Annotated in this window: 17 protein-coding genes; 8 read left to right on the top strand and 9 right to left on the bottom strand. The window is 74.0% G+C overall.

Annotated elements, in window-relative coordinates; translation table 11 throughout:
- The first annotated feature begins 199 nt into the window (after window positions 1-199).
- Window positions 200-1,852, top strand: a complete 1,653-nt coding sequence (gene abc-f / locus D1825_RS03960; RefSeq protein WP_118766168.1) for a ribosomal protection-like ABC-F family protein — start codon at window positions 200-202, stop codon at window positions 1,850-1,852.
- Between the two features lie 19 nt (window positions 1,853-1,871).
- Here the strand turns inward: abc-f and D1825_RS03955 are convergent, their stop codons facing one another.
- Window positions 1,872-2,603: a type 1 glutamine amidotransferase gene (locus D1825_RS03955; protein ID WP_233549612.1), complete on the bottom strand. Its 732-nt coding sequence runs from the start codon at window positions 2,601-2,603 to the stop codon at window positions 1,872-1,874.
- A 104-nt stretch (window positions 2,604-2,707) separates the two neighbouring features.
- On the opposite strand from D1825_RS03955, the gene D1825_RS03950 reads away from it, so the two are divergent.
- Both D1825_RS03950 and D1825_RS03945 read left to right on the top strand, forming a co-directional pair.
- A complete protein-coding gene (locus D1825_RS03950; protein ID WP_118766167.1) occupies window positions 2,708-3,430 on the top strand; it encodes a response regulator transcription factor in 723 nt (240 codons plus the stop codon).
- Entirely contained in the window at window positions 3,427-4,965 is a 1,539-nt protein-coding gene (locus D1825_RS03945; protein ID WP_118766166.1) for a sensor histidine kinase, read from the top strand. Before D1825_RS03950 ends, D1825_RS03945 begins: the two co-directional genes overlap by 4 nt.
- Here D1825_RS03945 and D1825_RS03940 read toward each other — a convergent pair.
- Genes D1825_RS03940 through D1825_RS03925 form a run of 4 tightly spaced genes read right to left on the bottom strand, consistent with a single transcriptional unit; the run spans window position 4,952 to window position 6,750 of the window.
- Window positions 4,952-5,413 carry a PTS sugar transporter subunit IIA gene (locus D1825_RS03940; RefSeq protein WP_118766165.1) on the bottom strand — a complete coding sequence of 154 codons (462 nt, stop codon included), beginning with the start codon at window positions 5,411-5,413 and terminating at the stop codon, window positions 4,952-4,954. The two genes, D1825_RS03945 and D1825_RS03940, sit on opposite strands and share 14 nt — an antisense overlap.
- Window positions 5,413-5,643 carry a PTS transporter subunit EIIB gene (locus D1825_RS03935; protein WP_118766164.1) on the bottom strand — a complete coding sequence of 77 codons (231 nt, stop codon included), beginning with the start codon at window positions 5,641-5,643 and terminating at the stop codon, window positions 5,413-5,415. Before D1825_RS03935 ends, D1825_RS03940 begins: the two co-directional genes overlap by 1 nt.
- A 13-nt stretch (window positions 5,644-5,656) precedes the next feature.
- Window positions 5,657-5,902 (bottom strand): glucose PTS transporter subunit EIIB, encoded by a 246-nt coding sequence (locus D1825_RS03930; protein ID WP_118766163.1) that lies wholly within the window; start codon window positions 5,900-5,902, stop codon window positions 5,657-5,659.
- Window positions 5,899-6,750, bottom strand: a complete 852-nt coding sequence (locus D1825_RS03925; protein WP_233549611.1) for a GntR family transcriptional regulator — start codon at window positions 6,748-6,750, stop codon at window positions 5,899-5,901. The genes D1825_RS03930 and D1825_RS03925 overlap by 4 nt, the downstream gene beginning before the upstream one ends.
- A 268-nt stretch (window positions 6,751-7,018) precedes the next feature.
- Here D1825_RS03925 and D1825_RS03920 point away from each other — a divergent pair, with 268 nt between their 5' ends.
- Window positions 7,019-8,362, top strand: coding sequence for a PTS transporter subunit EIIC (locus D1825_RS03920; RefSeq protein ID WP_118766161.1), 1,344 nt, complete (start codon window positions 7,019-7,021; stop codon window positions 8,360-8,362).
- On the top strand, window positions 8,359-10,062 hold the full coding sequence (gene ptsP, locus D1825_RS03915; protein ID WP_118766160.1) for a phosphoenolpyruvate--protein phosphotransferase: 1,704 nt from the start codon (window positions 8,359-8,361) through the stop codon (window positions 10,060-10,062). The genes D1825_RS03920 and ptsP overlap by 4 nt, the downstream gene beginning before the upstream one ends.
- 48 nt (window positions 10,063-10,110) lie before the next feature.
- Here the strand turns inward: ptsP and D1825_RS03910 are convergent, their stop codons facing one another.
- Window positions 10,111-10,380 (bottom strand): HPr family phosphocarrier protein, encoded by a 270-nt coding sequence (locus D1825_RS03910; protein WP_118766159.1) that lies wholly within the window; start codon window positions 10,378-10,380, stop codon window positions 10,111-10,113.
- Between the two features lie 237 nt (window positions 10,381-10,617).
- On the opposite strand from D1825_RS03910, the gene D1825_RS03905 reads away from it, so the two are divergent.
- Both D1825_RS03905 and D1825_RS03900 read left to right on the top strand, forming a co-directional pair.
- Window positions 10,618-11,355 carry an HD domain-containing protein gene (locus tag D1825_RS03905; protein WP_118766158.1) on the top strand — a complete coding sequence of 246 codons (738 nt, stop codon included), beginning with the start codon at window positions 10,618-10,620 and terminating at the stop codon, window positions 11,353-11,355.
- Window positions 11,356-11,596: 241 nt separating this feature from the next.
- Window positions 11,597-11,890, top strand: coding sequence for a WXG100 family type VII secretion target (locus D1825_RS03900; protein WP_118766157.1), 294 nt, complete (start codon window positions 11,597-11,599; stop codon window positions 11,888-11,890).
- A 114-nt stretch (window positions 11,891-12,004) separates the two neighbouring features.
- Here the strand turns inward: D1825_RS03900 and D1825_RS03895 are convergent, their stop codons facing one another.
- Complete coding sequence (locus D1825_RS03895) at window positions 12,005-12,391, bottom strand: hypothetical protein (RefSeq protein WP_118766156.1); 387 nt, start codon at window positions 12,389-12,391, stop codon at window positions 12,005-12,007.
- Window positions 12,392-12,426: 35 nt separating this feature from the next.
- Between D1825_RS03895 and D1825_RS03890 the strand changes: the two genes are divergently transcribed.
- The gene (locus D1825_RS03890; RefSeq protein ID WP_118766155.1) at window positions 12,427-12,705 is read left to right on the top strand and encodes a DUF4031 domain-containing protein; all 279 of its coding nucleotides are present in this window, start codon (window positions 12,427-12,429) and stop codon (window positions 12,703-12,705) included.
- A 54-nt stretch (window positions 12,706-12,759) separates the two neighbouring features.
- Here D1825_RS03890 and D1825_RS03885 read toward each other — a convergent pair whose 3' ends face one another.
- Together D1825_RS03885 and D1825_RS18165 are read right to left on the bottom strand one after the other, a co-directional pair.
- On the bottom strand, window positions 12,760-13,158 hold the full coding sequence (locus D1825_RS03885) for a hypothetical protein (RefSeq protein WP_138067426.1): 399 nt from the start codon (window positions 13,156-13,158) through the stop codon (window positions 12,760-12,762).
- Between the two features lie 200 nt (window positions 13,159-13,358).
- On the bottom strand, window positions 13,359-13,821 hold a 463-nt coding region (locus D1825_RS18165; RefSeq protein ID WP_456064388.1), incomplete at its 5' end, for an amidase.

Raw genomic sequence — 13,821 nt, 5'->3', positions numbered from 1 at the left:
GGTGTGCGACGCGCCGCATCTCGCGCGGCGTGTCGCACACCCACCCGCACCGCGCCCCGCATCGCAGCGCCTGCTGCGACCATCCGGCAACCACGGGAGCCGGCTGCCCTCGTTCGGCGGGTACGCGAGCCGTTCCCGGCGTGGCTGCGCCGGCCGGGCCACCGGGGAATCAGGTGGCCCCGTCAGGGAGGATGGGGTCATGACGGCGACCGTGCAGGCGAAGGGGGTCGCCGCCGGCTTCGGCGACCGGGAGCTGTTCACCGGGGCGGACCTCGTGGTCGCGCCGGGTGACGTGGTGGGGCTCGTCGGGCCGAACGGCTCGGGCAAGTCCACGCTCCTGCACATCCTCGCGGGGCTGCGCGCGCCCGAGGCAGGGACCGTGCAGGTCGCTCCGCCGGGCGCGGCGCTCGGCCTGCTGGCCCAGGAGATCGAGCGGCGGCCCGACGAGAGCGTCGCCGCCCACCTCGAGCGGCGCACCGGCGTCACCGACGCGCAGGCCGCGATGGACGCCGCGGCCGACGCGCTCGCGGCCGGCACCCTGGGGTCGGACGACGAGTACGGCCACGCGCTCGAGCGCTGGCTGGCCCTCGGCGGCGCCGACCTCGACTCGCGCATCGGGACCGTGGTCGACGACCTCGGCCTCGACGTGGACCTCGACCTGCCGATGACCGCGTTGTCGGGCGGGCAGGCCGCGCGGGTCGGGCTCGCGGCGCTGCTGCTGTCCCGGTTCGACCTCTACCTGCTCGACGAGCCGACCAACGACCTCGACGCCGACGGCATCGCGCTGCTCGAGGACTTCGTGCAGCGGGCCGACGCGCCGATCGTCGTCGTGAGCCACGACCGCGAGTTCCTCAGCCGGACGGTCACGTCCGTGGTCGAGCTCGACCGCAGCCTGCGCCAGGTGCGCGTCTACGGCGGCAGCTACGACGCCTACCTCGAGGAGCGCTCGATCGCCCGCCAGCAGGCGCGCGCCGCGTACGAGGGCTACACGGCCCGGCTGGAGACGCTGCAGAAGCGGGCCCGCACGCAGCGCGCGTGGATGGAGAAGGGCGTGCGCAACGCGCGCCGCAAGGCGACCGACAACGACAAGCACATCAAGCACTTCCGGGGCGAGACCTCGGAGAAGCAGGCGGCCAAGGCGCGTCAGACCGACAAGGCGATCGAGCGGCTCGAGACCGTCGAGGAGCCGCGCAAGGAGTGGCAGCTGCAGATGAGCATCGCGAGCGCGCCGCGCTCGGGTGCTGTCGTCGCGGTCGCTCGCGCCGCGGTCGTGCGGCGCGGCGGGTTCACGCTCGGGCCGGTGGACCTGCAGCTCGACTGGCAGGACCGGGTCGCGGTCACCGGGCCGAACGGCTCGGGCAAGTCCACGCTGCTCGCGCTCCTGCTGGGCCGTCTCGCGCCCGACGAGGGCACCGCACAGCTCGGCTCGGGTGTGCTCGTCGGCGAGGTCGACCAGGCGCGGAAGGCGTTCGAGGGCGACGAGACGCTCGTCGACGCGTTCGCCGCGCAGGTCCCGGACTGGCCCACCGCCGACGTGCGCACGCTGCTGGCCAAGTTCGGGCTCGCGGGCCACCAGGTGCACCGGACCGCGGCGTCGCTCTCACCGGGCGAGCGCACCCGGGCCGCCCTCGCGCTGCTGCAGGCGCGCGGGGTCAACCTGCTCGTGCTCGACGAGCCGACCAACCACCTCGACCTGCCCGCGATCGAGCAGCTCGAGTCCGCGCTGGAGGCGTTCGAGGGCACGATCCTGCTGGTCACGCACGACCGCCGGATGCTCGAGACCGTCCGGCTGACGCGCCGGTGGCACGTCGAGGACGGCTCGGTCACCGAGGTGACGCCCGACGAGGGGTAGGCGTGGCGAGGGTGAGGCGTCAGGCGTCGACGCGCTGCGCGGCGGTCGCCCGCACGTGGTCGACGAAGCCGCCGACGAGCGTCTCACCGATCTCGACCAGCTCGGCCTCGCGCTCGGCGTAGGACGAGAGGATCGCGTCGGTGTCGACGCCGCCGTCCCACGTGGCCCAGTCGCGCAGGGTCGTCGTGGACGCCTCGGGGTGGAACTGCACGCCCCACGCCGAGCCGATCCGGAACGCCTGGTACGGGTACTGGTTCGACGACGCGAGCCACACCGCACCGGCCGGCAGGTCGACGACCGCATCCGAGTGCAGCGTCGGCTGCCAGGTGACGCGGCGCTCGGTGAGCCCGGCGACGAGCGGCCCGAACACCGCGTCGGCCGCGGCCTCGGGGCGCCAGAAGATCGGCACCACGCCGGCCTCGGTCCCGGGAGGGGCCGCCACGGTGACCCGGCCGCCGCGGGAGACCGCGAGCAGCTGGGCGCCCAGGCAGATGCCGAGCGTCGGGACACCCGAACGGGAGGCGTCGGCGAGGAGCGCGCGCAGGGTGGGCAGCCACGGGGCCGCTTCGTCGTCGTACGCGTTCTGGTGGCCGCCGAGAACGACGAGGCCGTCTCCCAGCTCGCCCACGGCGGGGAGGGTCTCGCCGAGGTCGGCGCGGACCACGCGGAGGGTCGCATCCTGCAACCAGCCCTCGAGGCGGTCGAGGGGCACGTCGGGCGCGTTCTGCACCACGGTCAGCACGAAAGTCACCGTTCGACGGTACCGCCGGGGTGCCCCGCGTCCGAAATGCCGGAACCGCTGCGCGTCCGGGTGGCTTCCAGGAAACTCTCAGCGGACGGGGCCATGATCGGGGCATGACTGCGCACGAGCCCGAGGCGACGCTCCTGGTCGTCGACGACGAACCGAACATCCGCGAGCTGCTGGCGACGTCGCTGCGGTTCGCCGGCTTCGACGTCCACTCCGCTGCGGACGGCGCCTCGGCGCTGCGCCTCGCACGCGAGGTCGAGCCCGACCTCCTGGTGCTCGACGTGATGCTCCCCGACATGGACGGCTTCACCGTCACGCGGCGCCTGCGCGAGAAGGGCCAGCACACCCCGGTCCTGTTCCTCACGGCGCGCGACGACACCGCGGACAAGGTCCAGGGCCTGACGGTCGGCGGCGACGACTACGTCACCAAGCCGTTCAGCCTCGAGGAGGTCGTCGCCCGCATCCGTGCGATCCTGCGCCGCACCGGCCCGGACCGCGACGACGACGCCCGCATCCTGCGGTACGCCGACCTCGAGCTCGACGACGACTCGCACGAGGTGCGGCGCGACGGCCAGGAGATCGAGCTGTCCCCCACCGAGTTCAAGCTGCTGCGCTACCTCATGCTCAACCCGGGCCGCGTGCTGTCGAAGGCGCAGATCCTCGACCACGTCTGGCAGTACGACTGGGGCGGCGACGCGAACATCGTCGAGTCCTACATCTCCTACCTGCGCCGCAAGGTGGACCAGGTCGAGGACGCGTCCGGCCAGCGGTTGCCTCCCCTGATCCACACCAAGCGCGGCGTGGGCTACCTGCTGCGCGCGACGGCATGACGGCGGAGGAGTCCCAGCCCGAGGCTCCCCGCCGGCGCAGCTTCGCCGGGATCCGCTCCCGGTGGGACCGCGTGCCGCTCGTCGGGCGACTGATCAGCATCATGCTCGTGCTGCTCGCGGTCGGCCTGCTGGTCGCGGGGGCGGTTGCGACGACGCTGCTGCAGCGCAGCCTGATGGACCAGATCGACCACAAGCTCGAGACGGAGGGGAAGTCGTCGGCCACCGCGCTCGCGCGGTCGACGTTCGCGCCGTTCTCGCCCGGGTCCGACGAGTCGCACGTCCCCACGGACTACTACATGCAGCTCACCAACGCGGCCGGCGCGAGCGGCTACTGGGCCCGGCCGACCGTGATCGAGGAGTACGGCACCCCGAACGTGCCGACGCTCACCGCCGAGCAGACCAAGGAGCGCTCGGGCGAGCCGTTCACGGTGACCTCCGACCAGTCGGGATCCTCGTGGCGGATGGTCGTCTACCCCGTGAGCGACAACCAGAACGGCCAGTACCTCGGGGCCGTGAGCGTGGGCCTCCCGCTCGGCGGGATCCACGACACCGTGCGCTCCATGGTCCTCGTCCTCGCACTCAGCGGCCTGGCGATCGTCCTCGTCGGCGCGCTCGCCGGCCGCTGGGCCGTGCGCCGCTCCTTGCGCCCGCTCCGCGAGATCGAGGCGACGGCCGAGGCCATCGCCGACGGCGACCTCACCCAGCGCGTGCCCGCCACCCCGCCCTCGACCGAGGTCGGCCGCCTGGGCGCGGCGCTCAACTCCATGCTCGCCCAGATCGAGCAGGCCTTCGACGCTCGCACGGCCTCCGAGGCGCGCATGCGCCGGTTCGTCGCCGACGCCTCGCACGAGCTGCGCACCCCGCTCGCGAGCATCCGCGGCTACGGCGAGCTGTACCGGATGGGCGCCCTGACCGAGCGCGAGCAGGTCGACGACACCATGCGCCGGATCGAGGACTCCGCGACACGCATGGGCGGCCTCGTCGAGGACCTGCTCTCGCTCGCGCGCCTCGACGAGGGCCGGCCGCTGCAGAGCACGCCGGTCGACCTCACCGTCCTGGCCGCCGACGCGCTCAGCGACCTGCACGCGCTCGACCCGAGCCGCACGCCGCGCCTCGTACCGCTCGTCGAGGGCGGCGCGACGGGAGCGTGCGTGGTCGTCGGCGACGAGCCGCGCCTGCGCCAGGTGCTCAACAACCTCGTCGGGAACACCGCGCGGCACACGCCGCCCGGGACGGCCGTCGAGATCGCCGTCGGCACGGACGGCACGCACGGCGTCGTCGAGGTGCGCGACCACGGCCCGGGCATCGACCCCGAGCACGCCGCGCGCGTGTTCGAGCGGTTCTACCGCGTCGACGCCTCGCGCGGCCGCTCGTCGGGCGGCTCGGGGCTCGGCATGGCCATCGTCGCCGCGATCGTCACGGCGCACGACGGCTCCGTCGCGCTGTTCGAGACGCCGGGCGGCGGCACCACGGTCCGCGTCGTCCTGCCGATCGGCGGCCCGACGAGCGCACCCGGCGGGCTCACGCCCAGCTGAGCAGGGGTTCCCCCGCGCTGACCGTGTCGCCCGGGCGGGCCAGGCGGGTCACCGCGTCACCGGTCGCCTCGAGGCCGACCACCGGGCACACCGGCGATCGGCCGCCCTCGGCGACGACGCCCGGGTCCCAGCTGACCACGACCTGCCCGGCACCGACCTGCTCGCCCTCGGCGGCGTGCAGCGTGAAGCCCTCGCCGCCGAGCTCGACGGTGTCGATCCCGAGGTGCACGAGCACCGCGCGGCCGTCGTCGTGCTGCACGACGAACGCGTGCGGGTGCAGCTTGGCGATCGTCCCGGCGATGGGCGAGAGCACCTGCGAGCGCGGCTCGCGCGACGGGTCGAGCGCGAGGCCCGGCCCGACGAGCTCCGCCGAGAACACCGGGTCCGGCACCTCGCCGAGGCCCAGCACCTGACCCGTCACCGGCGCGAGCACCGTGAGCGCCGCCATCAGCGCAGGTCCTCGATGTCCGACGCGAGCGTGTCGGCCTCGGGGCCGACGACCACCTGGAACGCGATCCCGGACCGGACCACCGCGATGGCTCCCGCGGCCCGCAGGCCGGGCTCGTCCACGAGCGAGGGGTCCTCGACCTCGACCCGCAGCCTGGTGATGCACGGCTCGAGGTCGACGACGTTCGCGTCGCCGCCCAGTGCCGCGAGGATCTTCTCCGCCTTCGTCATCTGCTGCTCCCTGTCACATCAGCTCGTCGAGATCGGTCGCGATCAGGTCGACGTGGGGGCCGACCACCACCTGCACGACGCGGCCGGAGATCATCACCCCGAACGCGCCCGCGGCCCGCAGGCCCGCCGCGTCGACCCGCCCGGCGTCGCGCACCAGCGAGCGCAGCCGGGTGGTGCACGGTTCGATCTCGTCGACGTTGTCGACCCCTCCCAGCGCGGCGAGGATCGCTGCCGCCTGTTCCCTGCCTTCAGGCCTCATGGCCGTCCTCCCGATGCTCCGGCGGTCGCGGGGGCGTGCGCCGGGGTGGTCGTGGCGTCGGAACCGGTGGTCACCGGTTCCGGGGATGTCGTGTCTGCCTGCGTGCTGCGTCGTCGCGGCACGAGCGTGGGGCGGGGGGCGCGCAGCGGGACCCAGATGCTGTAGCGGTCCGCGCGGTAGCAGGCGCGCGAGAACATCGCGGCGCCGTCGACGCTGAACGTGCGCCGCTCGGCGCGCAGCACGGCCCGCTTGTCACCGAGCCCGAGCAGCGAGGCCTCGGTGTCCGTGGCCTCGTCGGCCGAGAGCGTGTCCTCGCCCCACTCGGGCGCGAGCCCGGCGTCGCGCAACGCGGCGTACATGCTCGCGGGCGGGCCGCCGTCGAAGAGCGCGGGGGCGAGTGCCACCGGCACCCAGACCTGCTCGATGCACATCGGGGTGCCGTCGGCGCTGCGCACGCGGTAGAGGTAGTGCACCTTGTCCCGCGGCTCGACCTCCAGGGCCGTCGCGACGTCCGGCGTCGCGGCGACCACCTGCGCGGTGAGCACGGTGGTGGCCGGCTCCATCCCGCGGCTGCGCATCTCCTCGCCGAACGTGGTCAGCCGCATCTCGAAGTCGATGCGCTGCGGCGCGACGAACGTGCCGCGCCCCTGCTCGCGGACGAGCACACCCTCGGTGACCAGGGCGTCCACGGCCTGCCGGACGGTCATGCGGGACAGGCCGAACTGCTTGGTCAGGTCGCGCTCGGACGGGATCGCGTCACCCACCTTGAGCTCGTGCGCGACGAGCGTGGCCAGGTGGTCGCGCACCGTCAGGTACTTGTGCGCGGCACCGTGCTCGAACTCGTCCACCTGGCGGCTCACTCCCTCGTGCGGCTCCGGTCGACACCCACCACCAGGCGTGATGCCCTGGCGACCGGCTGCCTCCGCCGCACCTCGCGACGTGACCCTTGACACATCATGAGGTCTAGACCAGTCTGCTCGCAACTGGTCCAGACCAGACACAGGCCCCCCCGGTGGCGAGCCCCCTCGCCGCCTTCGCCGTGCGGTCGGACGGCTCGGTACGCCGTCGTCCACCGCCTGCCCTGCACGTCGTCGAACACGCAACGAGGAGTGCTCCATGACCACCGCCACCGCAGACGTCGCTCAGCGGCGCGGCTTCCCCGGCCTCGCCCAGCTCCAGCGCATCGGCCGCTCGCTGATGCTGCCCATCGCCTCCCTGCCGGCCGCGGCGCTGCTGCTGCGCCTCGGCCAGGACGACATGCTCGGACCCGACGGCCTCGGCGCGCACGCGTCGTGGCTGCTGCCCGTCGCCGACGTGCTCGGCGCGGCCGGCAACGCGCTGTTCAAGTACCTGCCCCTGCTGTTCGCGGTCGGCGTCGCCGTCGGCTTCGCGCGCAAGTCCGACGGGTCCACCGGTCTTGCCGCCGTGATCGGCTACCTGGTCTTCACCGGGGTCACCGACGCGCTCTCGCCGTACGTCCTGGGCGAGGCGGCGGAGGGCGAGACGCAGGAGCTGATCAACTACGGGGTGCTCGGCGGCATCGTGATCGGACTGATCACGGCGTTGCTGTTCCAGAAGTACTACCGGATCAAGCTTCCGCCCTATCTGGCCTTCTTCGGCGGTCGACGGTTCGTGCCGATCATCACCGCGGGCGTCGCGGTCCTGGTCGCCGTCTTCGCCTCGCTCATCTACCCGGCCTTCAACTCCGGCTTCAACTCGGTCGGTGACTGGGTGACCAGCTCGGGCCCGCTCGGCGCGTTCGTCTACGGCACGCTCAACCGCCTGCTCGTGCCGCTCGGCCTGCACCACATCCTCAACTCGCTGCCGTGGTTCCAGTTCGGCACCTTCACCTCGGCGGACGGCACGGTCTCCCACGGCGACATCGCCCGCTTCCTGCAGGGCGACCCGACGGCCGGCACGTTCATGACCGGCTTCTTCCCGATCATGATGTTCGCGCTGCCCGCGGCCGCTCTGGCGATCGTGCACACGTCCAAGGCCAAGAACCGCAAGGTCATCGCCGGCATCATGGGCTCGGCCGCGCTGGTCTCGTTCGTCACGGGCGTCACCGAGCCGCTCGAGTTCGCGTTCGTCTACGTGGCCTACCCGCTCTACGTCATCCACGCGGTCCTCACCGGCACGTCGATGGCACTGGTCAACGCGTTGGGCATCAAGGACGGGTTCGGGTTCTCGGCCGGTGCGATCGACTACGTGCTGAACTTCCGCATCGCCACGATGCCGCTCGCGCTGATCCTCATCGGGCTCGGCTACGCGGTCGTCTACTACTTCCTGTTCCGCTTCGTCATCGTGCGATGGAACCTGCGGACCCCGGGCCGCGAGGACGACGACAGCCAGCTCGCGCTCGACCCGACGGCGGACCAGACGCCCGACGCGACGGACCGCGAGGCGGCCCGCGAGGCTCGGGACACGGCTCCTGTCGACGAGCAGGCACCCGCGCGATGACCGCACCGTCGAGCCTGGACTCCCCCGCGCCCGTCGTGCTCCGCGGCTTCGGGGTGAGCCCGGGCCGACGGGCGGGAACCGTGGCACGGATGCCCGACGCACCGCCGGCGCCGTCCGCCGAGCCGGCGCCGCCGGGCACGGACCTCGACGCGGCCGCCTCTGCCGTGGACGAGGCGGCGGCGCGGGTCAGGGACACCCTGGCCCGCGCCGCCGAGGCGGCCACCGGCGAGGCCGCGGACATCCTCGTGGTCACCGCCGCGATGGCTGCGGACCCGTCGCTCGCGGCCGAGGCACGCCGGCGGGTGCTCGAGAACCGGGCCACCCCCGCGCGTGCGGTCTGGGACGCGGCCGAGCTCGTCGCGGAGCAGCTGCGCGCTCTAGGCGACCTGTTCGCCGACCGCGCGCGGGACGTGCAGGACGTGCGCGACCGCATCGTCGCCGAGCTCCTGGGCCTGCGACCGCCGGGCGTCCCGGACCCGGGCACGCCGTTCGTCCTGGTCGCACGCGACCTGGCACCCGCGGACACCGCCCGGCTCGACCCGGCGCGCGTGCTCGCGCTCGTCACGGCCGGCGGCGGCCCGACGGCCCACACCGCGATCCTGGCGCGCGCGCTCGGGATCCCCTGCGTGGTGGCGGCACCCGGTGCGCTCGACATCGCCGACGGCGAGACCGTGCTGGTCGACGGCTCGCTCGGCGAGGTCGTGCGGCACGCGGACGCCGCGTCACTCGAGCGTGCGGCCCGCGAGCGGACCCGACCCACACGGCTCGAGCGCCCCGGCCGGACCGCCGACGGGCACCGCGTCGCGCTGCTCGCGAACGTCGGCGACCCCGAGGGCGCGGCTGCTGCGGCGGCCACGGGCGCCGAGGGCATCGGGCTGTTCCGCACCGAGTTCGGCTTCCTGGGCCGGACCACGCCCCCGACGATCGACGAGCAGGTGACCGCCTACGCCCGGGTCTTCGCGGCGTTCCCCGGCGGGCGCGTCGTCATCCGCACGCTCGACGCGGGCGCGGACAAGCCGCTCCCGTTCGTCACCCCGCGCGGCGAGCCGAACCCGGCGCTCGGGGTCCGCGGGCTGCGCACGTCGTGGTCCTACCCCCAGGTGCTCGACGACCAGCTCACGGCCATCGCGCGGGCTGCCGACGGCGCGACCTCCGACGTCTGGGTGATGGCGCCGATGGTCGCCACGGCCGACGAGGCCGACGCGTTCGTCGCCCTCTGCGCCGAGCACGGGCTCGCGCAGGCCGGGATCATGATCGAGGTCCCGTCCGCGGCCCTGCGCGCGGGTCAGCTGCTCGCCGACGCGCGGTTCGCGAGCGTCGGCACGAACGACCTCACGCAGTACGCGATGGCGGCCGACCGGGAGCTCGCCGACCTCGCGCGGCTCTCGACGCCGTGGCAGCCCGCGGTGCTCGACCTCGTCGCCGCGGCGTGCGCGGGCGGTGCGGCGGCGGGCCGACCGGTCGGGGTGTGCGGCGAGGCCGCGGCCGATCCGGCACTCGCGCCGGTCCTCGTCGGGCTCGGGGTGTCGTCGCTCTCGATGACCGCGCGCGCACTGCCCGACGTGGGTGCTGTTCTCGCGACCGTGACGCTCGAGGAGTGCCGGGGCCTGGCGCGGCTCGCGCTGGACCAGCGCACGGCCGACGACGCGCGCGCCGCGGTGCGCGGGGCGCTGCCGGTGCTGGAGGAGCTCGGCCTCTAGTCCCGCCGGGACGGCCACCAGGGGGCTGGCCGTCCCGGTCGGCGGCCGTCAGGCGACGGCGGGCTGCAGCAGGAACTGCTCGAGCGCGTCGATCGACGCGGCAGCGTCGGCCCCGTCGTCCGCGGTCGCCAGCACGACCTCGTCGCCCGCGCCGACCCCGAGCATCATCACGGCGAGGATCGAGGCCGCGGCGACGGGATCGCTGCCCGGGCGCGCGATCGTGACGGCCGCGGGCTGGCGCCCCGCGGTGGCGACGAACTGGGCGGCGGGCCGCGCGTGCAGCCCCTCGGTGAGTGCGACGACGACGGCGCGCTGCATGGTCTACCTCCGGTGACGGATCGAGATGACGGCACGACCCTACTGGTCTAGACCACAAAGCGCGACGCCTTCGTCTCCTCATCTTCCGGCGCGGCCCGGTCCGGTCCACCTCCCGTGCTCCGTCGCCGCCGCACGATCACGCGCATCCGGCTGACGAACCGTCACCCGTTCCGACCCACACAGCCCCCCGCGCGGGGCTACGATGGCGCGTCCTAGTCACCGTCGTGAGGTTTTTTCATGGGCGTCCATGACGCACCGCAGTGGTTGCTGTCGGCCTTCCAGCGCAGCGCACGCGGAGCCGGTGCCACCGCGCCGGACGAGCAGGTCCGTGACGTAGGGCAGGCGCTCGTCGACCGCTGGTCCGAGCCCGGCCGCGAGTTCCACAACCTCAAGCACCTGGTCGACGTCCTGGTGCGCGTCGACGAGCTCGCCGAGGAGACCCACGAGCCGGACCTGGTCCGCCTCGCCGCCTGGTACCACGGCGTGGTCTTCGACTCGGCCGGCTCCAAGTCGTACGCCAACAAGGGCGGCGAGGACGAGGCCGCGAGCGCAGGCTTCGCGCGCTCCGAGCTCATCGGCCTGGGCGTCCCCGACGACCGTGCCGAGCGCGTGCACGACCTGGTCGTCGCGCTCGTGCGGCACTCGCCGGACCCCAACGACTTCGACTGCGCCGTCCTGTGCGACGCCGACCTGGCGATGCTCGCGGCCGAGCCGCAGCGCTACAAGGCGTACCTGCACGACGTGCGCGCCGAGTACGCGCACCTGCCCGTCGAGGACTACGTCCGGGCGCGCATCCGCATCCTGAAGAAGCTGCTGGCCCGCGCGACCCTGTTCTCCTCGCCGCTCGGCGCGGCGTGGGAGGAGCCCGCGCGGCAGAACGTGTCCGCCGAGCTGCAGCGGCTCGAGAAGGAGCAGGCCAGGCTCGAGGCCCAGCTGGCCGACGAGGCGCCGCAGCAGACCGGTACCGACGCCTGACCGTCACCACCGCCTGACCGCTGCCGACGCCCGGCGCGCGCCGCATCCTCGCGGGGCGCGGCCTCCTGGCGTGCGCTGCCCCCGGACCTTCGACGGCCCAGGGCGGCCGTCGAGCCGACCACAGCGCGCCAACCGGCGAGCATCGTCCACAGATGTGCGCGACTCCCGCCCGGCCTCGTCCCCTCCGCCTAGCGTCGACGGAAGAGGCACGCCGCGAGGGCGCTGCCGGTCGGGAGGCAGCATGAGCAGGTACGAGGTCGACAGCGCGCAGGTCACGACGGCTGCCGCGGCGGTCCAGACGCGGGCGGCGACGATCCGCACGGAGGTCGCCGCGATGCAGCGCCAGCTCACCGCGCTGCAGGACAGCTGGCGGGGAACGGCCGCCACCCAGTTCGCGGCGGTGCTGCAGGAGTGGTCGACCGCCTCGACGCGGCTCGACCATGCGCTCGGCCAGATCAGCCACGCGATGCAGGCGGCGGGACGGACCTACGCCGACGCCGAGAGCCAGGCGGCCCGCATGTTCACGCCGTCCTGAGCGCGTGGTCCTGGCCACGCCGGCAGGGCGCTGACGTGAGCACACCGACCCGAGCACGCCGGCCGGAGCACGCCGGCAGTGCGCCGGCCCAAGGATGCCGTCCGCTCCCTCGCCTCAGCGGCCGAGCCGCGTCCGAATGCGCTCGCTGAGGACGACCTGGTACGGCAGTGCACGCAGCGAGGCCCCGGTCACGTCGAAGCCTCGCCCGACGAGGTCCGCCGCGAGCTCTGCCCAGCGGTGCTCGTCGCCGGTCTCCTCGGCATCGTCCGGGAGCACGGTTGTCAGGACGCTGGCGGTCAGCCCCTCGGCGGTCAGCGCGGTTCGGTTCTCCGCAACCGACCGGCCACCGGTGAGGGCCAGGGCGAAGCCGCGCCGGTCGAGGATCGTGATGCGCTCGGCGTCCGAGGTCATGGCGAACTCGTCCACGTCGAACGCGAGCCCGTCCGCCTCCGGGACGTCGCTCTCGTCGCACCAGGCTCCGAGTCCCACGACGGTCGCCATGCGCTCATGGTGCCAGCGCGGCCTACGCTCGGGGGATGACCGTGCTCGTCGACCCGCCGATGTGGCCACGGCACGACCGCCTGTGGGCCCACCTGGTGAGCGACGAGTCCCTGAGCGAGCTGCACGCGTTCGCCGAGCGAGCCGGGCTCCCCGAGCGCAGCTTCGACCTCGACCACTACGACATCCCGGACGCGCGGTACGACGAGCTGGTGGGGCTCGGCGCCGTCCCGGTCAGCGCGGGCGACCTCATCCGCCGGCTGCGAGCGTCGGGCCTGCGCATCCCCGCGCGCGACCGGGGACCGCACCAGCACTGAGCGGCCGGGGCGCTGAGCACGGGACCAGCGCCCGATGCCGAAGGACGCCCGGCGTCAGTCCGGCTGGACGGAACCCAGCGCGTCCTCGAGCTCGTCGGCACGCGCGCCGCGCGCGTCGAACCCGGCGCCGGGAGCCGCCATCGCCGCAGCCCCCTCACGCGCAGGTCGCTCACGCGCGGCTCCCTCGCGCGAAGCCTCCTCACGCGGAGTCGCCTCGCCCCAAGGCCCCTCACGCTCAGTCCCCTCACGCGGAGCCCGCCGTACCGCTTCGAGCGGGATCAGCGCGGGCCGTTCGCCCCTGGGTTCCATGACCACCCGCACGAGCAGCACCACCGCGTAGACCACCACCGGCGCGACCGCGAGCAGCGGTCGGAAGAAGCTGTGCGCCTCGACCACCCAGATGAGGATCGCGAGCACCCCGGCTCCCACGCCCCACAGCACCGCACGTCGCATCGTCGGCCCCCCAGCCGTCGAACCGTTTCGGGGACCGTACCGCTGACCCCCGACACGATGACAGCGTTTACCGGGCTCGACGGCCCGGAGAGTTCCGCACGATCACGCGGAACGCTCGCCGGGCAGGGCGCTCACCGCACCGACATCGGGAGCCGAGCACCGCACGAGACACCACTCACGCACGCGACACGAGGGGCCCCTCACCCGCGCGGCACGCCGATCCCCCGCGCGAGCGCGGCCACCCACCCCCCGGCGTCGGTCACGTCGACCCCCGCAGCCCCCGCCTCGGCCGTGCAACCGAACCCGACCACCCACGTCCCGTCCTCGAGCTCGACCCGCCCGAGCGACATCGGCGCCGGCAGTGCCGCGAGGAACGCGCCGAGCGCACCGGCGGACAGCCGCCACACCTCCCCCGCGACGGGCGCGCCGGACCCGGTCCGCACCAGCCCGGGCTTGCGCGGCACGGTGTCCAGCGCGACCAGCCGGTAGGCGGCGCTGGTCCGCACGCTCGCCACGAACCGCGCGCCTAGGGCCTCGAGCTCGGGGTGCAGCGGCTGCCCGCGCAGGTGGGCGCCGACGACGAGCACGTCCACGCCCGCCTCCACCACGGAGCCGGCCTGCTCGCCCAGCAGCCGGGCCGACAGGTCGATCGCGAGCTGGTCG

The sequence above is a fragment of the Cellulomonas rhizosphaerae genome (assembly GCF_003470205.1).
In the GTDB taxonomy this organism is placed as follows: Bacteria; Actinomycetota; Actinomycetes; order Actinomycetales; family Cellulomonadaceae; genus Cellulomonas; species Cellulomonas rhizosphaerae.
This window is presented reverse-complemented; position numbering and strand designations above follow the sequence as displayed.